A 19883-nucleotide genomic window follows, 5' to 3' on the forward strand; every position below is an offset into this window, starting at 1 on the left:
AGAAAAATTAAACCACCTATCCCCTAAAGAATTTAGGGAACAAGTGGTTTAGGTGTTTTGATTGGTGTCCCGTTTTCGGGGTTCACTTCAAATATTACGGCTTTTTTTCATACTATTTACTTGAAGTATGTGTAATCACTGCTATTAACAAGATTTTCGCCTTTCCAAAGCTCTATAGTATTAAAGTAAGGTTCATCATCATTTCCACCAAAGGAACGATAACTATCTCTGGTTTCAACCTTAATAAGCAATTTATGCTCCCCCACCTGTTTAGATGCTTTAAATATTTCGTATCTGCTTCCGTAGTTATTATCGTCTTTATCTGTTTCCTCAACAGTAAAACCATATTCTCGAGAAATTTGAGCCAAGCTTTGCTGTTTACTTTCAAGTTCCTTAAACTTTTCTACTATTACATTATATTCTTCCATACACTCCATCTCCTGTTCCCCATTAACTGTAATTAACTGTATATATAATTATAATCGATGTTAAGGACGAATATAAAGGTTAAGGTGATAATATATCCAAATTCATCGTGTTTTCTATTTTACCATACTAATTTCGATATATACTTTCACTTTCCGATTTACCACTACTTGTGTTACAAAGTAACATAACTGATACTAAATTTGCTCCTTTAACGGAGCAAATTATTGTCACTCAACAGTTCCTTAACCAATCTTTCAATTCTAGATATTCTTTTCCTATTTACTAGAAGAACCTGAACTTTGCGGTTCACCAGAAGTTGGAATAACATGTAAACATGTTCAAAAAGAATGGGAAAATGAGCAAAAGATTGAAAAAGAACTCAAAGAAAAAGAAGAACGGCAGGAACGAGAAGGTTTGGAGTATGCAAAAAGGAAAGCACAATCATTTGAGGATAAAGAACGAGAAAAAATGAGTTGTGATGACGCAAAAACTGTTCTTGAACAATTAAAAAACGCCGAACAGAATCCGGCTATAAAAGAAAGCATTGTAAAGTACCAAGAAAAAGTAAATATGTGTAGCAAGTAATAAAATAATATTTGGATGGGATTCCAATACATATTATTAAAATTAAAGTGGTTCAAATCGGAGGAAGGCACCTTTGGGTGTCTTTTCTTTATGGGGCATGGTAACAATTAGATTTTCTGGTTATAAAATAAAACAGGCTCCATAAAGGAGCCACCTTATCATAGACATATTATTCTACTTTTTTTCTTCTTTGTAATTCAATGCAATCTCTACTATTTCTTCAGGTGTTAATTCTACAGGATTCCAAAAAATTAAATCACTTGGAGCGGGATGAGGTACGTTATTTTTAAAAATATAAACATATTCACTAAGTTCTTCTTCAGTTGAATCAAGCTCACATATTTTTGTTACAAGTTCAATTAATTCTTTTTTTGTCATTTTACTTTCCATACTAACCACCCTTTCATAATTATTGACCTTTAGTACCGAAATGATATGAACGATCTAAAATATTTTGATGCATTTTAGGAGATACAATTATTAAGTTATCAAGATTATAGACATCGGCACCGCAGTAATACAGGATAGTTCAAGACGGAGGAAGGCACCTTAGGGTGTCTTTTTTTATGATTAGCAATAAGTTTTACGAGTCAAAATCGTATGAAAAAGCGAGCAAGTATCTACACATGACAAATGAAGCTGATAAAAAGGCTTCAGAGAAAGGAGCTTTAAAATAATGAAAAAACCTCTATTAATTTTTGCTATTGTCACAGGTTTTTTATCTTTCAGCTTCAGTAACACTACAAACTTACAATCTGTATCAAAAGAAAAAGTAGAGTTTGTTCAATATGCACATGGTGAAACTATTTAACACAATGAAATACTAAACAGTTATGTCATTACCCCTTTACAATGCATAACACAAATAATTATTAACAAAACGAAAAGAACCTAATTTAGGTTCTTTTCGTTTTGTTGTATAAAGTTTTATAAGAAATGCTTTAACGTTACCTTTTAGAATACAGTGGTTTTCATATGTCCTTAAAACTATAACAATAACTTTTCTACACCTACGCCATCCATTAATAACAGTTTCAAGGAAGGTGATATTTTAATTGCTTCTTCGATATCTAAATCCCCAAAATCCACCATATATAATCCGAATCCTTCTTTTCCATTTGCATATAATAGCACTTTCCCACCTTCATCATCACCAATTGCAAGTGAGTTAGGTATATATTTTTGGATATTATGAGCTTCATTCATCTCTATACAACCCTCTGGACTCCAAATACGGATATATATTTCATTATTTACATTAATCTCTGCATCTGTACATTGTTGAATTATCTCTAGATAATCTGAAGGAACATCTATTGATGAAAAATCTTGTAATTCTCGAATCGTTTCTTTAGTTGCTGGAGGTTCTTCTGTTTCTAAAGTGAAAATTGCATTTAAGTTCTCAAGTATACTCATTAATACTCAATCCTTTCATATTTTACTTTTAACTTATCAAGCATCCTATATTGTTGTTCTAAAGTTCCTCTAATAGTTTCTTTAGAAAATCCCGCTTTTTCAAAATCAGAAACTATATTCTTTAATTCCGCTTGTAAAGAAGAGCTCCATTTTCCATTTCCTAAGGCTACACGTTCATCACGCCTCAAGTTCTGCGCATTAGTAATAATAGTATGTGGTAACCCCTTTCCTGTTTCAATCGTCACTGTTGGTGCAAGTTTTGGATCATATCCATATTGACTTAGATTTGCTTCCGCCCATTTTCCTTGTAAACCATGATGAGATTGTAACCTTCCTCCATTTGGACCTTTCCCTTTTGGTTTAGGCATTGATTGTATATGCGTTTTATTAAAAAGCACATAATTCGACTCAGCACCCTTTACAGTTTTAACAGCACTAGCTGACATCTTTACGCCTTTACCGATTTTAACCAACTTCCCAATTGGTGTAATACCGGCTACCGCCATACCCCCAGCTATGACTCTGTCAAAAGTACCAAGTTTTTCTCCTGTAGACGGATCTACACCTTCCCAAGCACGCCGAACATCATATTCTCCACTTATTTCACCTGTAATATCTCTGGCTAATTTCTTACCATCAAATTCTTTTTTTTCTGTTGCTAATGATGTTTCATTGTTTATTGTTTCTTCTTGATTTAAATCGCTATACACAATTTTATCAGATTCACGTGCTTTTTCCTCTGTGATTTTTTGAATTGATGTAGTCCAATTCATATTTAAATCTTGTATACTGAATGTTCCACTCGCAGGACTAAAACCTTTCCCACTTTGAACTTCTGCAAGACCTTGAGCAATACTCGTAGCTAATTGAAGCGCTGTATCATAATTACTACTAGTAAACATAATTAAATTCATATAAATACTCTAGTTTTTCTTGAAGCTTTTGTTTCATCGTATCATAAATCCCCACCATAACTTGCATTCCTGGAAGGGTACTACTAGTTCCTTCAATATCTGCTTTCATTCGGTCAATTTCTCGAATTTGTTCTCTTATTTCCTGTTCAATGACATCTGTTGTAGCGACTTGTGATTGAAAATCGTTCGGAAAGGAATTATTCTGTCGAATTAATTCTTCGCACAAATAAATAATTCCTTGAGCTAAAGGACGAAATGTCTGTGCAAAGAATGTCTTCCCTGTATCATAAGTTTTCCCTTGCAAAATAGTATCGCCCACAAAAGCATCAATTGAATCAATAGCTTGTTCCATACCTTGAATAGTGGCAACACAAAAAGCATTCATACTTTCTGTTTGAGCTTGTACTTCTCCCAAATACATGTTTAAACCCATGTGCTTCCCCCTTAATAAGTAAATGATACCAACTAAAGGATAAAATTGTAAACTATGATTTTATTTATTTTTCTGATATTTGTAACTACAAAATCCTTAATGCTATTTCACCGCCTTGTATCCTAAAATTAATTTCGCACCCCCTTTTTTCAAACAATCAGAACATCAAGTCAATCATACCTTCCCAAAAGGTACACCTTTTGAAACACACTCCTTCCTACCCACATTAAAACCACATCTCCCGATAGATTTGATAAAAACCATTATTCAATATTAGTAAAAAATAGAGGATATTGCTCTAATATCCATCGTTAAATTCTTATCATTTTCCCATTGAGAGTTATGGCTCTCTCCTTTTTTATTTTCATTCGACACAATATGACAATATAGTTGTAACTGTATTTGTTATGCTTGGGTTAAATCTTACATTTTTAAAGGGGATATTATATGGCTACTCCAAAATACACTAAAATTGATGAACGTTTTGGCATTATTGAATACCCAGTTACACTTGCAGAAATGGTTGAAATATCAAAAGAACTGCCGAAAACAGAACGCACATATTATAAATATGCTTTCGATGCTTTAAAGAAGGTTATGAAAGCTAAAGAAGCGATCTACTGCTTTGAAGTTGCTAATCCTAAATTAACAAAAATGGGATTTATGGTTGTAGGGGAACATAATCTCTACCTCGTAATGATGAAAGGCGGATTTTTCGGAGGCGCTGAAGCTGAAGTAATTAAATACAAGGATATTAAAAACGTAGACTTCGATATTGCTCCAAATTTATTTGGCTTATCCAATGCAAATACAGGTGTTATTTACTTAGAAATAAAGAAAATATTGGGTACAAAAAAGAGGACGATTAGCAATATTCCTGATTACAACGTCGATGGAGTATTAAAAGCTATTCGTAATAAATTAAAATAATCAATATATAGGTAGTAAAATATCGACTTAATATGGTGGTGTATATAGATGACAAATCAGTTAGAGACATTAGGAAAAAGTATACGATTTAGTGAAAACATGCTTGCCAAATTAGAAAGCAAACCAGAGTTATTACTTGAACATAAAATAATTCTTTCTTTATATAGAAAGCTTATTGAACAATTAGATGGAAATTACACTTTGGCGGATCATGAATTAGTCGGTCCAACAAAAGTTATGATTCGCTCAGCTTTCGAAACTTATTTATCTATTAAATACATTCTTGAAAATAAAAAATTCGTTAAGGATAGAGCATTTTGTTACTATGTTGCATTTTGCAAAAGCCAAATTTCGATATCTAATGAGTTAATTGATAATCCTATTACAGGAATAGATATTGAACAACTTAAAACAGCTATTAAAATTCATGAAAATATATTAAATGAACCTGCATTAAAAAAAATATTAGATGAATGGGATCGAACTAAGGCTGAGGTGAGAAAATATAAAAATTATGACCCTGCTTGGTATGCTCTATTCAACGGTCCAACCTCTGTAAAACAACTTCTTGAAAAGATTGGAGATGCGGACGATTACAGACTATATGGTTCATTGTCACAAGAAGCACACGGATATCAAGCATTAAATGGATTAAATAACATTGATTTGATTAATGAACCATTTTCATTAAAACCTATTAGAGGAGCTTTTGATGGAGAGCTTCAAGAGCATCTATCACGAGCGCTTTGTACCTCAAGTTCTTTACATATAATTAAACTTATCGCTCCAGAATTTGAAAATGAACTGATTTCTTTCGCAAAAGAAATAGGTCTATTAGATAAAAATTATCCATACGATATTCCTGATATGACGATAAGAAAATAACAAAATATAGATTTTGTTCACTTTTACGATACATTTATGAAACATTCGTATGTTACGTTATATAAGTCCTTTTTTGAATCATTTTCATTCTGTCAAAAAGTCCTAGCCCCTCTAGGGCTTTTTACGTTCAAATAAAGAGGTATACCAAATTTCTCAATGTACAATACAACTTAACATGGTAAAATAATATTTGGATTGGCGTCCAATACATATTATTAAAATTAAAGTGGTTCAAGTCGGAGGAAGGCACCTTTGGGTGTATTTTCTTTATTAGACAAAACAATATAAATCGTATTATAAATATAAAAGGATAAAAGAAAGGTAAGTGAATATCATAATTAATTTTGAACCATTTAACCCAACTATAAATGACTTAGCAATCAAACTTGCTATCGTAATATTTATACCATTATTCTTAGCGTTGATTGTCAAAGTGGTACTGATAAAATTTATGAAAGAATCGATTGCTGGCAGATTAGCTAGTCTATCTTTGTTATTTTTTATGTACTATATATTTAAATTTATTACAGAGTAAAAAGGAGTTTTAAGGCATCTTTCCCTTATTTTCAAAAGGACCTGCTCATTTAACTCTTAAAAACATAAGGTAAATTGAATCTATTAAAACAACAATTGACCCATTATTGAAACTCCTAATTAAAGGGGGAAAAAGTATGAGTTACGGCGGTTCCCGCGGTGACTTTGGTGGAGGATTTGCTTTATTAGTTGTATTATTTATTTTATTAATCATAGTTGGAGCTAGCTGCTTCTGCTAAACAAACTATCGGAAAAGACACTCTTATATGGGTGTATTTTCTTTATTTCTCAATATAAGAACCTTAAGGATATGCTATTATTTAAATACAAATTCCCTTTTGTGCACTGAGGTAGTAATACCCAATAAAAAAGCCCACCTATTTCCGTAGGTGGGCCTTATCTTTATTACACAATATCAAAGTATACTCTCTTTTTCTCATAAACTTTATGTAATTATACATATTCATAAAAATTACACCAAATAAATATTACATATAGTAAAATATAAATTGTGGATACATTCTATAAAGCAGATTCTTTTAAAAGACGTAACGTATTGATCTCAAATCTCTTGATATTTAGTGAACTAACAATCTGGTGTATATAGACGATTCTGTTTTATAGGATGTGTTTACACGTATAACAAAGGGGTAACACGTGTATATTTATATAAAATTAAAGTGGTTCAAGTCGGAGGAAGGCACCTTAGGGTGTCTTTTCTTTATGATTTTATACAAATAAAAAAGCCTCGTTATAAGAGACTTTTTTATTATGAATAGATTTTATTAATTAGACCAGCCTTCATAATAACCTGTCCATGTGCCATCATCTTCTTGCCATGCGTTTTTCAAGTACCACGTCATACCAAACACTCCATTTTCGACTATGTTCGGTAAAGATTTTCTAGTAGGATACCCACGAAAATTTATCCCCTTCTTGTCCGGCGCTGCCATAGCAACCTTTTCTGCCTTTTGACTGCCAGTATTAGGTGTTGCAGCCATCGCTCCACCTGCACTAGATAACATAATTCCAGTCGCTAATGCCCCAACTACTAATTTCTTGAACATAAAATTTCCCCCTCAAATATTTTTATATCTTACACAAATTAAAAATAAGTTTAATTAATTACTCCAACCCTCATAATAAGCTGTCCATGTTTTATCCATTTCTTTCGTTGCCCCTTTTAAATACCACGTGATACCAATTACAGTGACGACTTTGTTCGGTATCTCTTCTCTAGTAGCAAACCCTGGTACTCTCAGCGTTTTCTTTTCCGCTGCCATAGTAACGTTTTCTTGCTTCGGACTTTCAGTATTAGGTGTTGCAGCCATCGCTCCACCTGCACTAGATAACATAATACCAGTCGCTAATGCTCCAACTACTAATTTCTTGAACATAAAAATTCCCCCCTCAAGTATTTTTATATTTTGTACTTAGTTACATACTGATTTTGAAACGTATAAATAGGTTTTCCAGTTTGAGTCGTAAAACTTTAACCATTGATTATTTCCATCGACAGTTTGTCCTTTTACCCATTCACCAGTAAATCTAGTTCCATTAGCAACATTATAAGCTATTTTTGAACTCGTACTTGCGTCAGTTCGTACTTTTGTATTTTCATATTGTGCGTTACAGACTGCAAGACCCTTAGCTGCTTTATTTGATGTGAAATTGGTGTTTTCTGCCGCACTAGCGCTTGTTACGCCAATAAAACTAAATGAACTTAAACCGATTGCACAAGCTAAAGCTAACCCTTTAATTCTTTTCATTTTTCTCATATTAAACATCCCCCTCAAGTATTTTTATAACTTACACAACAAACTTAACACGTTTTACAAATAATGTTAGTTTGTTAAACTTGATAAAATAATATTTTAATATTCAGAAATAAAAACATCAAATATTAAATAACTTTATTTAAACCTCGTTCTAAAATCAGAACGTGATGATGCTTATTAAGAGATACGCCACATACAATTTTTCGGAAAATCTAATAACAAAAGCGAAACCTAAGGCTGCGCCAGAATAGGGATGTATAAAAAAATGCATAGATTCATAGAACAAAAAAAGTGGGTCCCCTTGCGAGGGTATAGTTGCTTTTTTTCCCTACCGATAATTATGTAGATAAACTGTCCATATGGACAGCTTATCTCAATTTTTTTGCTTAGCGTGTATTTTAAAATTCTGGAAGTTCCCCTAATAAAAAAAAACAGAGTAGCAAATGCTACTCTGTTTTTCCCCCATATGAGATACAAACTAGTGGTGAGCGTCTTTTTATAAATTATCTAGGGTGAATAATGATTTCTGACGAACGTAATTCTCCGGCATGTTCGGTATGTGCTGCATTTTTGAAAAGTTGAACATGTACAAATGTATATTCCTTACTATCCTTCCATGCGTGACCTATATTTAGTGATTTTAGTGGTGTACTCGAAGAAAAATATCCACTGGTCATATCATGAGAAGCAGAATTTAAACCAGCATACGGAAGATCCATATCATAATATAATTTACTACATGTTCCACGCGTTTCAATTTTAGCGTTCACCGTTTTATGAGTTTTTGCATACTCGGTGCGATCGGTAGAAACTCTGGCCTGACAATTAGTTCCTCCCGCTGTTACTTTATACCAACCTCCTTCTGCTGCTTCAGTTTTACTGGATGTAATAAAAAATCCACTACACATTAAACCTAATACTAATACTAATTTTGTTAAATGTTTCAAAGTCTTCACTCCTTTTTATGTATTTATTTAAATATTATCATATCCACCTTTCATATGGATAATATTGGTATATTTATCAAGTTTATTCTGAATATTACCTCTTTTATATAATCAAAAAACTAAATCAGGATGTCATCACATCATTATGTGATACCGCTAATATTACTCAATGACCAAAATTAATTAACATGGTAAAATAATATTTGGATGGAAATCCAACACTCATATTATTAAAGTGGTTATCAAGTCGGAGGAAGGCACCTTAGGGTGTCTTTTCTTTATGGGCAAGATAAATTATTCAAAACACCTTTAATGCAATTATGCATATTTGATAATTATTACCAAAAAATATTTGATAAACTAGATATTAAGTTATATTATTATTTATGAAGTTTTTTACAAATAATAGAAAAAGAAGGGTGAATTATGAAAAAGTTTTTAATGTCAATCATGCTGTTTTCTTTAGTTTTAACTGGCCTTGTAATGCCTAAAAATGCCTCTGCTGCTACTGAAGAAAATGATTCCCGTGTAGAAAAAGTTGAAGTAACTAATGTAGGTAAAAATGAGTACATCAATTACGGAGATGGTTATAGATATCGCGTATACAGCAATGGAAATGGCGGTCTTACAACGTTTACAGGTACTGCTTATGATGCACAAGGTAATAAAGCTCCTGCTGGAACTACTTTCTATATCTTTTTTGATGCTCATATCAAACCAGGGAAAATGGATATTAAATGTGTAGTTGGAGAAAACGGTAAATTCACAGGTACTGCTTCATTACCACCAGCATATGGAGATAAAATTGCTAGTGTAGGACGTTTTACACACAGATACGACATTGTAGATCTTTACTACTACAATGAACCAGGAAGAACAAACTCTATTAAGTCAAATAATTTACAAAGCGTTTATCATTTTGCTTTTTCAATCTAAACAATTACATGTATATGTAAGAAAGGCACCTTTGGGTGTCTTTTCTTTATTATAAAAGTACTCATAAGAAGCCTTAAATTAGTAAAGTTCAATATTTCACCTTTTTATTTCGCAATATTATTATATAAGGATTATAAATTTGTTATAATTAGTAAATAATTTTATTAATTAGATGGAGAGGATACAATATTATGGGTTATAAGTTTCGTAGAATTATCCAAGTTTCCCCGGGTGTGAAAATTAACTTTACATACACAGGTACAGGAGGGAACTCCATTCCACCTGAATCAAGAACAACAACTTATATACCTGGAACTGGAATCTCGTATACACCACGAATAGCTGAGTCAAACAACTATTATATACAACGAGGGTATCAAGGACCAAACACTTCCTATCCCACTATGAATGAACAAGATTGCAATACGGCAAATGCATTTGAGCCGTTAAGAGAAAGCAAAACTTACCTTGTTACTGCTTTTCGTAAAAAGGATAGCCAAATAAACTCCGTTGGTAGAAAACTAATGAAACCACTTTCCATCATTACAGGCGTTTTTGCGGGCCTATTCTTAATTATGATGCTTGTTATACCTGCTCTAATCATGGCATTCGTTTCTTTCCTATGCTATAAAAATATAAAAACACCATTTGCAGTTGTATGCCCAGAATGTGATGCTGAAAATCTATTTATTTTTGAGGAAGAGAAGATTGCTTGTCGTAAATGTGAGTGCACCCTTATAATCCAAAAATAAAAGAAGCTCAAATGAAGATCTTTTATTTTTCCATTCGACAATATATGACAATATATAAATATAAAATTTGTTATTATGTGTAAGGATTTATTTACATTAGGAGGAATGAACAACTATGTTTAAAAGATTAACAGTATTACTTATTGGAGCTCTATTATTATTTGGTTTATCCGCTTGTGACAGCGTTAAATCAATGGCAAGTAATGTCACGGTTGGTAAGGTAATTGAAGAATTTAAAACTGCAGGATTAGAAGCTGACAATCCTAGTGACCTACCAGAAAAAGAATTTGGAAATACTAGAAAAGAAGCAAAGCGTATTCTTGTTCCAGCATTAGGTGAAGATAGTGGTGGTAGAATATTTGAGTTTAAAAACAAAGAAGATCTTGAAAAAGCTAAGAAATACTATGACGATTTAGGTAATGGTAATCAAATGTTATTCTCTCATACTTATGCAAAAGGTAACTTCCTTATACAAATGAATGGTGATATGGAAGATGCCCAATTTAACAAATATAAAGAAGTTATGGACAAAGTAATTAAGTAAGTTAGAGGATCTGCGTCCAATACATATTATTAAAATTAAAGTGGTTCAAGTCGGAGGAAGGCACCTTAGGGTGTCTTTTTTATGTAAATGATGCAGAGATACTCAACAAGTTAATATAAATTAAATACAAGCTACAATAGAAAAAACATGACTATAATGTCATGTTTTTTTCTCATATCTATTCCTGCTCACAAAAAATGTAACAGAACAGATACTAGTCATTAATATATATTGAGCTATATCTATAGTAGTTAGATATTCATAGGAGGTAGGATATCCCAAATATAAAAAAATACTAATCAATCCTGATCCTAAAAAAATATATAATATAAAAGAAAATATATCTAAACAATAGTTCACCTAGAATGCAGCCAAATAAAACCATTGGGGCTCCAAAAATACATACAGTTAATGTTGCTTGGATCATATTAACATAGATATCAGTAAGTATATTGTATGTAGATTTCCCCTTCAAAAGTACGTAATTATACTGCTGAATTATATTTACAATAATCAACAAACTTAATACTGAATATGCATAGGGTAATAAAAATTTATTCAATCAAATGCACCTCATCCCTATTCCATTATTGCTATCAAAAGTAATTAAAAATATAAAATTATTAGTAAAGAACTCAGTGCTTTTCAGCAACTGAGTTCTTTACTAAATCTTAATTAACTGTATTCCTTGGATATACTGATACAAATTCTACTGAAGACACACGGGGAACTAGAGCCCAAAATTTTAATACTGGATGCAATGTAGCTGTATGAAGAGTCTCTACATTATCAAACCGAGGCTTAACCTCTGAATATAGCGCTTTGTAAAATTCATGGTTTGGTGCTCTATCATGGAAACCTACTGCCGCCCCACTACCATTTCTATTAAGGGATACAGCAACAAACGCATCTATATCAGGCGCCCCTGTCACTAACGGATTTGCAGACGCGACTCTCATTATAAAATTAGCTTGCGTTGGCGTTGCAGATATAACATTATAAGTTAAATCCGTATTTGGATTCGCTTTAGCTTTTCTAGATACATTATTATTATCAACTCCATGAGTCCAACCAGTATCCTTATAAGAACTGAATTCTGCAGGGGTACCTGCCCAAGCTCCACCTGTTTTCATTTTCCAAGTAACTTTAACATCTAATCTTGTTCGGTATTGATCTGAGAAGAAACTAAACCTTCTTCTTGTGTCACCTTCAAAATATTTGTAACCAGATCCCAATGGCCCTTCTGCTTGAGCCATTGGGATAAATGTTTGATATCTAAATAAATAACCAAATCCAAATGTATCAGCTGCCATATAATTTGATGGAGATTGATTAAATTTTTGCATTGTACTCCATCCTGGTTTATCTACATATGTAGAAACCTCTTTCTCTTCACATCCTAAATCTTCTTTTTGGTATTGTGTAGGAGTAATACCAGATGCTTTTAGAGATGCTACTTTTTCTTCAACATTTTCTGAAGGAACACTCTTAAAACCTTTAACATCATAATAATTTCTATATGGATCATCTTTTGAAGATATATTATCTGCCTTATTTAAAGCGGCTTTTTGAACAACTGACCTTTGAGGTTCTATAAATTCATTTTTATTAGTCGTTGTAACATACTGATCATTTTTATAAACGTCATAAGAATTCCCATCAGTTGGTACATTTCCCCAAGTTACTTTTACCATTCCCCCAGATTCAACCGTATTTATATAAGCATCTGTCATTGGATAAAGTGTGTTACGATCATTTGCAGCTTTCGTACTAGCATTAACTTTTTCTGGGCTCAAAAGCGCTTTTTGAACTTGTTGCTTGTCCTCTTTTGTTTTTAACGTGACAGCATTAATTTTACTTTCATTTAAGATATTCTCCTGATTATCATACGAAATTAATTTTAATGCATACGAATTAGAAGATTCTAAACCTGAAACAGTAAACTTTGTATCAGTACCATTCCAAATATCTTCCCATTGATCATTATCGTTTAATTTTTGTAACTTATAATTAGCTACACTATCCCTTTTATTCCATGATAATTGAATGGAGTCTGGGGAACTCACTACATCCACATTTTCACCATTTGTATTTAATTGTTTTTCGTTATCATCTAGTGCTGCTTTAGAAATAGCTGCACGCTGAACATTTGGATTGATCTTTTTACATACTTTCTCTCCAATAAGATTAATCCATTTATCTCCTTCCCATGTTGCTATCTTCATCCAGCCATTAGGAATTTCTTCTAAAACCTTGACAGTCTGTGGTCCATAGGGCATTCCTCCATTTGCAAAATCAGAAGAATACGAAGGCTCATTATATGCATAATATAGATTATTTGATATATCCATTTTAGCACCATTCAATGCAACCCATTTAAGTCCTTCATTAGCAGTAACTATCTTCCACCAGCCATCTTGACGTTTTTCCATTACAGCAAGGAATTTTTGTGGTCCATATATACTTCCTTTAGCTGATGTAAACGACGGTTCGTTATAAACATAAAAGTTTTTATTAACTGCTACTGTCTCTGCAACACCTGGATACATCCATTTGTCGCCTTCCCAAGTTTGAACTTTCAACCATCCTTTAGTATTCCCCTCAATTACCCTAATAGTAGTAGGGCTATAAGGTACTTCCATATTTCCTTTTTGAGATGCAAATGCAGGCTCATAAAACACTAAAAATGGTTTATCAAATGCTTTTAACTCCCCATCTAGGTTAACCCACTTATCACCCTCATAAGTTGCTACTTTCCACCAACCATTTGTACGTTTTTCTTTTACAACAAGTGATTTTTGTGGCCCATATTGGTTTCCACCACTTGCTTTTTCAGATGTAAATGAAGGTTCATTATACGCATAGAAATTTTTATCTACTTTTACCGCTTCAGAATTAAGGAAAATCCATTTATCTCCTTCATTGGTTTGAATCTTTAACCATCCATCTTCTTGTCCATCTATCGCCGTAACTACTTGAGGCGCTATAACATTACCATTGTTCCCTTTTGGTGATGTGAATTTAGGTTCAGCAAAAGTAATATAGGGTTTCTCTATTTTCTTTTTTTCCCCATCGGTATTAATCCACTTATCGCCTTCCCAAGTTACTATCTTCCACCAACCATCTGAACGCTTCTCTTTTACAGTTAGAGCTTTTTGAGGTCCATATTGAGCTCCACCATTTCCCTTTGCAGATGTAAACGATGGCTCGTTATATGCAAAGAACGATTTGTTAAATGGTATAACTTCATCAGCAAATGAAATATTGTTCGCTGAAAAAATTACAAATACAAATAATAAAAATGAAAACAATTTCTTCAAGTTAAATCTTCCTCCTTTGGAAAAATATTAAATAAAACGGAAATTCATGTTATATAATGTCATATTTTTATATTGATTGCTATATATTTTTATAAAATAAAAAGATGTTATTATAATATGAAAAATGATATAATTTAAAGTTAAGATAATTTAAGTCGGAGGAAGGCACCTTAGGGTGTCTTTTCTTTATGCATAAAAAAGCCTTATCTTCCTATAAAAAGATAAGGCCTTTACATACTACCTATTATCCGATTCATCATTTTTATTATAAACACATTTAGCTTCTCCAAAAAGACCGCCAGTGTCCCATTCGCCACCATAATGAGCACATTTCAAAGGGGTACGATCGTTTCTCATACTTGGATTTGAAGGTGGTTCATTGCCATTATTTACAATACTACCAACAATAAATATCCCTCCGATTACAAATACCACAGTAACGATTAAGAGTGTTTTCCCATTAGGACCAGTAACAATGTCATTTACAACTTCTTTTGCTTCTTGCTGAGTTTCACCTTTTGAAAATAATGAAAGAATAATAGAGATTATAAATATGAAAAATAACACTATTATAAATACCATGACTTATGTACCTCCTAATATATATTTACCTTTAATTAACCAATAATTTCCTTATACATTATATCAGCTAGGGTACATGGAGATATAACAAATTATTTTTATAATTTAATTTATTAATCGACACGGCATTAATACAGGATAGTCCAAGACGGTGGAAGGCGCATTTGGGTGTCTTTTCTATTATCATTCGACATAATATGACAATACACAGATTGATAGTTTGTTATGATAGTTCAGTAAATCTTACATTTTATACACCAGGGGAGACATATTATGCACAATAAACTATTAATCGCATTCATAGGTTTCGTTTTGATTATGGGATTAGCAGCATGCTCATCTAACGAAACAGCAATTAGCTCTAACGACTCTAAAGCTGAAGAAAAAGCACAAAAAGAAACAGAGAAAGCCCAAAAGGCGGAAGAAAAGGCGAAACAGGAAGAACAGCAACGTCAAGAAGCGGAAGCTCAAAAACAGGCAGAAGAGAAAGCTCAAAAACAGGCAGAAGAGAAAGCAAAACAAGAAGCAGAAGCTCAAAGACAAGCGGAAGAGAAAGCGAAGCAAGAACAAGCAGAAAGAGAAGAACAACAACGTCAAGAGCAGGAGCAGGAACAGGCCCGTAAACAACAAGCAGCGCAAAAGCAACGTGAAGTGAAACAACAAAAGAAAGAAGAACCTGAACTTTGCGGTTCACCAGAAGTTGGAATAACATGTGAACACGTTCAAAAAGAATGGGAAAATGAGCAAAAGATTGAAAAAGATCGAAAGACACAGGAAGCCCAATATAACAAAAGTCACCCGTTGAGTCAGGAAGTGGCTAACAAAATTGTGATCGGATCGAATTTTATGAAGTATGACAGTATTCTTCCATTACCTTCGGATGCACAAACGGGAGCTGGTGGGACTCAAATTTACATCTATAAACAGGGTAATAAACAGTTACGAATGATTGTAAACAAACATGATCATGTAACAGAAGTTAACTATACAGAATAATAGCAAGTCGTCCATCATAAAGTGCACCCTTATCATTAAAATTAAGATGATCAAGTCGGAGAATGCACCTTAGTGTGTCTTTTTTTTTTGGGGTACCGCCAGCATTAACAAAAAAATTTAAGGATGTTTTTATTATGGAAACTACAAAAACGAGTTTAATTCAAGTCCTTTGGGATGGACCATACAATATTACAGACCTCGTAAAACTAAAAAATGAAGAAACCGATTATGGAATTTATCAGATTTATGGGAATCACCCTATATATGGTAATGACGTTCTATTGTATATTGGAAAAGCCGATTTTCAGACTCTAGGAAAAAGAATTTCCCAAGAAAATTGGCTGGACACTAACGATTCTAACAACACTAAAATATATGTTGGAAGGTTACATGGTTCTAAAAACCCAACTGAAACTGAATGGTCAGTAGAAATTGACTTGGCTGAAAGATTGTTAATTTATGTACATAAACCTGCATATAACGCTAGAAGTGTATCCTCGCTAAATGATTTAGAATTTCAGGATATTCATATCTTAAACTGGGGTCATTATAGATCCCTTTTCCCTGAAATTTCTGGATTAAGATGGACAAGTAAGTTAGATGATTTGGTATTTGAAATGTATAAATGGGTGTAACCTCACCAATAAATTAATTAAACTTTATAAACGGATGTAGTAAAATGGAATTGGGTGGGAACCCAGATATATTTGTGCTGTAAGAGAAGTCTTATGTAGATTAAGTAGGGGAAGGCACCTTAGGGTGTCTTTTTTTATGAAAAAAAGCCCTGAAATATTAGGGCTTTTTAGTAAAATTATTAATATTGTCTGCCTTCATAATGTCCATATTTACCGCCACCTGGTGCATCTCCAACTACACCTTTAAAGTACCATTTAATTCTTCTATTTGTATCCTCAAAATAGTTAGTAAAATATCCATCTGAACTATAAAATTCATAAGTTTTATATACATCTCTATCGCTATCATGTGTGAACCAGAAGCCATAATCAGAATTATAATAATATGTTGTATTTCCTAATTCTGCGATTGATGGTGCCGTTTTTTTAATGTTCTCTATACCTTCTGTACTTGCTGACGCTGCCCCGATTCCTCCCGTTAATGCGATACCAGTTGCTAATGCTCCAACTACTAATTTCTTGAACATAATAAATCCCCCTTAAATATTTTTTATAGCTTGCATCTTAAATGTATCACTTTTGTAATTTTTGTAAATATTTTGAATTTGTAGAAATATTTATTTGAATCTTATTAATATTGGTAATTCATTTTATCAAATGGAAAATAGAGGGGTTTATTATGATATGTAATAATGCATGTTCATTTAGAAAAAAATCGTGATAAAATCCAAGCACCTGTTCTTTTTTCAGTTATATTGGAAACCGTACTTCTTATTTACCCCAACACAAAAAGAGAAGGCACCCTAGGGTGCCTTCTCTTTTTTCTCAATATAAGAATTTTAAATGCATGCTATAATTTTTACAGAAATTCCCTTTTATACAATAAGATAGTAATACTCAATCCAAAAACCCGCTGTCATGAAAATACAGTGGGTTTTTCTTTTGCACATAAAAAAGCCTCTCCACCCTATGGAAATGGGTAACACTTTGCTATAGGATCGTTCAAGTCGGAGGAAGAATCCTTAGAATTTCTTTTTTCATTAAACTAACATGTAACCTGTAGCAAATCCTTTTATTTTTTATCATGTAAACCCCCATCTATAATTAAATCGGAGCAAAAATGACTACCTGTCCAAATTAGTTTTCAGGTAATATTTTACAATTATTACTATTATATCAAATTAAAAACTATTAAAATAGTCTATTAAATATAAATATTATATTTTACAATTTTAACAAATAATATTATTTTTAGGAGGTAGTTTCCAAGTGAATAACAAACAAACCAAAAAAATTATTAGTGCAGTTTTAGCGGGTACATTTATGTTTGGCGTTGCAGCCCCATTAACCTTTAATGTACAAGAAGTGAAAGCCTCAGGATTTGAAACAGTTGATGAAAGATTAAGCCAAGAAGAAATTTTAGATTTATTAAAATTAGAAAAAGAATTGAAAGAAAATAATATTTCAATTGAAGATATTATGACAGGGATTGAACAAGAATTAGCTAAAGAAGTTCCTGGAGAAGCATTACCATTATCTATCAAAAATGTTGATGGGCCACAATACGGTCCTAAATCTCAAGCGGCAAAGATAGCAGCAAAACAAATGTTAAAAAATCTAAATAGAATTGGGAGAGTTGCTTGGGATAGAAGTGTAAGACAATATGTTGATAAATTACCAATTTCATGGGACAGTAAAAAAGCATTAAAAGGATATTTGAGTTATACTGTAGTTGTTAAAACTCTTAATGTAGTCATTGGTTTTAGTGGAACTATTACAACAGCTATATCAAACCAGCTTAAAAAGATGGGCTGCCCTGCATGGTTAGCAGATATGACAGCAAGGGCAATTGTAACGTTGTTATTATAAATTTGAATTTCCAAAGAAGGTGGATATTCTATGAAAAAACTATTGCAAATAGCCATTACCTTTTTCGCAATATACACAATTTTACACATTATAGTAGGTTTTGATTTTAATCCAATTATTAGTTTAGTAACTAGAATTATTCAAGCCTTATTGGCACTTTGTTTATTAATTTATGTTATCAAATTTACAAGAAAAACAAATCGTTAAACTAAATCGGATTGTTCAATCACGTACATTGTAACACCCCCCATTAGGCATATCTATGCCTAACAACGAAGATAGCCAAAATAAAAAAGGCACCTTTGGGTGTCTTTTTTTATTTTCACAAGGACCTGCTCAATACCTACTTAAAAACATAAGGTAAAGTGAACCCATTAAATGCATGGAATGAACCCTAGTTTTCCCCTCTGATCTAAAGGAGGCACTATTGTTATGGGATATGGTGGTAGTTGCAGCGAAGGCTGCGGTTTTGCTGGAGGATTTGCTTTATTAGTGGTATTGTTTATTCTATTAATCATTATCGGATGCAGTTGCTTCTGCTAAAAACTATTAGAAAAGGCACCTTAGGGTGTCTTTTCTTTTGTACATAAAAAAACTCACCATCCAACAGAAATGGCGAGATCCTTGTATATTATTTAATATCTTGTTTTCTCTAATACTTTTCTTTTTAATTAAACAGCTATTTGCGTCATAAACCAATAACCAAAAATTATTATCACCAGCGCCATAGCAGCACCCAATAATATTTGTCCGTCAGTATCAGCCCAAAATTCCCTTAAATCTGTTTTTGCTTGTTTCCTATTTTCGCCTGTTGAAAATAGATAACGAATAGAATATATAACTAGTAAAAAGAATGACTGGATTATATCTATCATTACTTATGTACCTCCTAATATATATGTACCTTTAATTATCCAGTAATTTTCTTGCACCTTGTATCAGCCTGAGTAACTGGAATGCTTAGTTCAATAAAAACCAAATGATAAAAATTACTCCTATAACTGCTAAAGTCCCAAAAAAACCTACCAACATTTTTCCCTCAGGACCATTAATAAGCTCTTTTAAAACTTCTTTTGCTATTCGCTGACCTTTACCACTTAAAGTTATTGAAAGAACAAAGAATATTACCACTAATACAAATGAAAAAATTATTAGTTCCATGACTTGTATACCTCCCTAATATATGTTCGTTATTAATTAACCAATAATTGCCTTATACATTATATCAACTAGGGTACATGAAAGTATAACAAATTATTTTTATAATTTAATTTATTAATCAGTAGGGCATTAATACAGGATAGTTCTAGTCGGAGGAAGGCACCTTTGGGGGTCTTTACTTTTTGTATTATGACTTTAAGGGGGGGCATCAATAACTCGCTTAGAGTATGTTTTGCC

Annotated in this window: 25 protein-coding genes and 2 pseudogenes; 14 read left to right on the forward strand and 13 right to left on the reverse strand. The window is 32.5% G+C overall.

The genetic code is table 11. The annotated features are described in order from the left end of the window. Positions 1–116: 116 nt before the first annotated feature. Positions 117–428, reverse strand: a complete 312-nt coding sequence (locus tag MR115_RS28045) for a hypothetical protein (protein WP_242243551.1) — start codon at positions 426–428, stop codon at positions 117–119. A gap of 286 nt (positions 429–714) precedes the next feature. Here MR115_RS28045 and MR115_RS28050 point away from each other — a divergent pair. Next, positions 715–1014, forward strand: a pseudogene (locus tag MR115_RS28050) (hypothetical protein); the annotation flags it as partial. A gap of 174 nt (positions 1015–1188) precedes the next feature. Here the strand turns inward: MR115_RS28050 and MR115_RS28055 are convergent. After that, on the reverse strand, positions 1189–1404 hold the full coding sequence (locus MR115_RS28055) for a bacteriocin immunity protein (protein WP_106102839.1): 216 nt from the start codon (positions 1402–1404) through the stop codon (positions 1189–1191). A 286-nt stretch (positions 1405–1690) separates the two neighbouring features. Between MR115_RS28055 and MR115_RS29935 the strand changes: the two genes are divergently transcribed. Next, on the forward strand, positions 1691–1825 hold the full coding sequence (locus MR115_RS29935) for a hypothetical protein (protein WP_255864121.1): 135 nt from the start codon (positions 1691–1693) through the stop codon (positions 1823–1825). Between the two features lie 176 nt (positions 1826–2001). Here MR115_RS29935 and MR115_RS28060 read toward each other — a convergent pair whose 3' ends face one another. Next, positions 2002–2430, reverse strand: coding sequence for an SMI1/KNR4 family protein (locus tag MR115_RS28060; RefSeq protein ID WP_052943651.1), 429 nt, complete (start codon positions 2428–2430; stop codon positions 2002–2004). Then, positions 2430–3777 (reverse strand): annotated as a pseudogene (locus MR115_RS28065) (pre-toxin TG domain-containing protein). Before MR115_RS28065 ends, MR115_RS28060 begins: the two are co-directional and overlap by 1 nt. A gap of 447 nt (positions 3778–4224) precedes the next feature. On the opposite strand from MR115_RS28065, the gene MR115_RS28070 reads away from it, so the two are divergent. The 4 genes from MR115_RS28070 to MR115_RS28085 all read left to right on the forward strand — a co-directional run bounded on the left by MR115_RS28070 (position 4225) and on the right by MR115_RS28085 (position 6365). Further along, positions 4225–4707 (forward strand): PH domain-containing protein, encoded by a 483-nt coding sequence (locus tag MR115_RS28070; protein WP_242243552.1) that lies wholly within the window; start codon positions 4225–4227, stop codon positions 4705–4707. Positions 4708–4755: 48 nt separating this feature from the next. Continuing rightward, entirely contained in the window at positions 4756–5592 is an 837-nt protein-coding gene (locus MR115_RS28075) for a DUF5677 domain-containing protein (RefSeq protein WP_098312537.1), read from the forward strand. Positions 5593–5917: 325 nt separating this feature from the next. Further along, positions 5918–6127, forward strand: coding sequence for a hypothetical protein (locus MR115_RS28080; protein WP_242243553.1), 210 nt, complete (start codon positions 5918–5920; stop codon positions 6125–6127). A gap of 136 nt (positions 6128–6263) precedes the next feature. Further along, on the forward strand, positions 6264–6365 hold the full coding sequence (locus MR115_RS28085) for a YjcZ family sporulation protein (RefSeq protein WP_242243554.1): 102 nt from the start codon (positions 6264–6266) through the stop codon (positions 6363–6365). 546 nt (positions 6366–6911) lie between these two features. Here the strand turns inward: MR115_RS28085 and MR115_RS28090 are convergent. The 4 genes from MR115_RS28090 to MR115_RS28105 form a co-directional block, all read right to left on the reverse strand. Next, on the reverse strand, positions 6912–7193 hold the full coding sequence (locus MR115_RS28090; RefSeq protein ID WP_242243556.1) for an LCI fold-containing protein: 282 nt from the start codon (positions 7191–7193) through the stop codon (positions 6912–6914). Positions 7194–7247: 54 nt separating this feature from the next. Next, on the reverse strand, positions 7248–7523 hold the full coding sequence (locus tag MR115_RS28095; RefSeq protein ID WP_000473826.1) for an LCI fold-containing protein: 276 nt from the start codon (positions 7521–7523) through the stop codon (positions 7248–7250). Positions 7524–7559: 36 nt separating this feature from the next. After that, positions 7560–7904 (reverse strand): SH3 domain-containing protein, encoded by a 345-nt coding sequence (locus MR115_RS28100; protein ID WP_242243559.1) that lies wholly within the window; start codon positions 7902–7904, stop codon positions 7560–7562. 503 nt (positions 7905–8407) lie between these two features. After that, positions 8408–8851, reverse strand: a complete 444-nt coding sequence (locus MR115_RS28105; protein WP_228492693.1) for a hypothetical protein — start codon at positions 8849–8851, stop codon at positions 8408–8410. 426 nt (positions 8852–9277) lie between these two features. Here MR115_RS28105 and MR115_RS28110 point away from each other — a divergent pair, with 426 nt between their 5' ends. The 3 genes from MR115_RS28110 (at position 9278) to MR115_RS28120 (ending at position 11083) form a co-directional block, all read left to right on the forward strand. Further along, positions 9278–9787, forward strand: coding sequence for a hypothetical protein (locus MR115_RS28110; RefSeq protein WP_242243573.1), 510 nt, complete (start codon positions 9278–9280; stop codon positions 9785–9787). Between the two features lie 191 nt (positions 9788–9978). Beyond that, complete coding sequence (locus MR115_RS28115) at positions 9979–10539, forward strand: DUF4236 domain-containing protein (protein WP_242243574.1); 561 nt, start codon at positions 9979–9981, stop codon at positions 10537–10539. A gap of 115 nt (positions 10540–10654) precedes the next feature. Continuing rightward, a complete protein-coding gene (locus MR115_RS28120; protein ID WP_242243575.1) occupies positions 10655–11083 on the forward strand; it encodes a stress protein in 429 nt (142 codons plus the stop codon). Between the two features lie 671 nt (positions 11084–11754). Here the strand turns inward: MR115_RS28120 and MR115_RS28125 are convergent. Further along, a complete protein-coding gene (locus tag MR115_RS28125; RefSeq protein WP_242243576.1) occupies positions 11755–14403 on the reverse strand; it encodes a DUF3238 domain-containing protein in 2649 nt (882 codons plus the stop codon). Positions 14404–14640: 237 nt separating this feature from the next. Next, on the reverse strand, positions 14641–14985 hold the full coding sequence (locus MR115_RS28130) for a hypothetical protein (RefSeq protein WP_242243577.1): 345 nt from the start codon (positions 14983–14985) through the stop codon (positions 14641–14643). 273 nt (positions 14986–15258) lie between these two features. Here MR115_RS28130 and MR115_RS28135 point away from each other — a divergent pair, with 273 nt between their 5' ends. Both MR115_RS28135 and MR115_RS28140 read left to right on the forward strand, forming a co-directional pair. Next, a complete protein-coding gene (locus MR115_RS28135) occupies positions 15259–15981 on the forward strand; it encodes a hypothetical protein (RefSeq protein ID WP_242243579.1) in 723 nt (240 codons plus the stop codon). 134 nt (positions 15982–16115) lie between these two features. Further along, a complete protein-coding gene (locus MR115_RS28140) occupies positions 16116–16616 on the forward strand; it encodes a hypothetical protein (protein ID WP_097817519.1) in 501 nt (166 codons plus the stop codon). 179 nt (positions 16617–16795) lie between these two features. On the opposite strand, the gene MR115_RS28145 is transcribed toward MR115_RS28140, so the two are convergent. Continuing rightward, positions 16796–17143 (reverse strand): LCI fold-containing protein, encoded by a 348-nt coding sequence (locus MR115_RS28145; RefSeq protein WP_097817520.1) that lies wholly within the window; start codon positions 17141–17143, stop codon positions 16796–16798. A 742-nt stretch (positions 17144–17885) separates the two neighbouring features. Here MR115_RS28145 and MR115_RS28150 point away from each other — a divergent pair. The 3 genes from MR115_RS28150 (at position 17886) to MR115_RS28160 (ending at position 19028) form a co-directional block, all read left to right on the forward strand. Then, complete coding sequence (locus tag MR115_RS28150; protein ID WP_001060801.1) at positions 17886–18485, forward strand: hypothetical protein; 600 nt, start codon at positions 17886–17888, stop codon at positions 18483–18485. A gap of 30 nt (positions 18486–18515) precedes the next feature. Then, positions 18516–18692: a hypothetical protein gene (locus MR115_RS28155; protein ID WP_002115188.1), complete on the forward strand. Its 177-nt coding sequence runs from the start codon at positions 18516–18518 to the stop codon at positions 18690–18692. A 225-nt stretch (positions 18693–18917) separates the two neighbouring features. After that, a complete protein-coding gene (locus MR115_RS28160) occupies positions 18918–19028 on the forward strand; it encodes a YjcZ family sporulation protein (protein ID WP_080029753.1) in 111 nt (36 codons plus the stop codon). Between the two features lie 128 nt (positions 19029–19156). Here the strand turns inward: MR115_RS28160 and MR115_RS28165 are convergent, their stop codons facing one another. Together MR115_RS28165 and MR115_RS28170 are read right to left on the reverse strand one after the other, a co-directional pair. Further along, a complete protein-coding gene (locus MR115_RS28165) occupies positions 19157–19360 on the reverse strand; it encodes a hypothetical protein (RefSeq protein WP_242243581.1) in 204 nt (67 codons plus the stop codon). 85 nt (positions 19361–19445) lie between these two features. Continuing rightward, a complete protein-coding gene (locus tag MR115_RS28170) occupies positions 19446–19646 on the reverse strand; it encodes a hypothetical protein (protein WP_098210718.1) in 201 nt (66 codons plus the stop codon). Positions 19647–19883 lie beyond the last annotated feature (237 nt).

Source organism: Bacillus cereus group sp. BfR-BA-01309 (assembly GCF_022664315.1).
Taxonomy (GTDB): domain Bacteria; phylum Bacillota; class Bacilli; order Bacillales; family Bacillaceae_G; genus Bacillus_A; species Bacillus_A mobilis.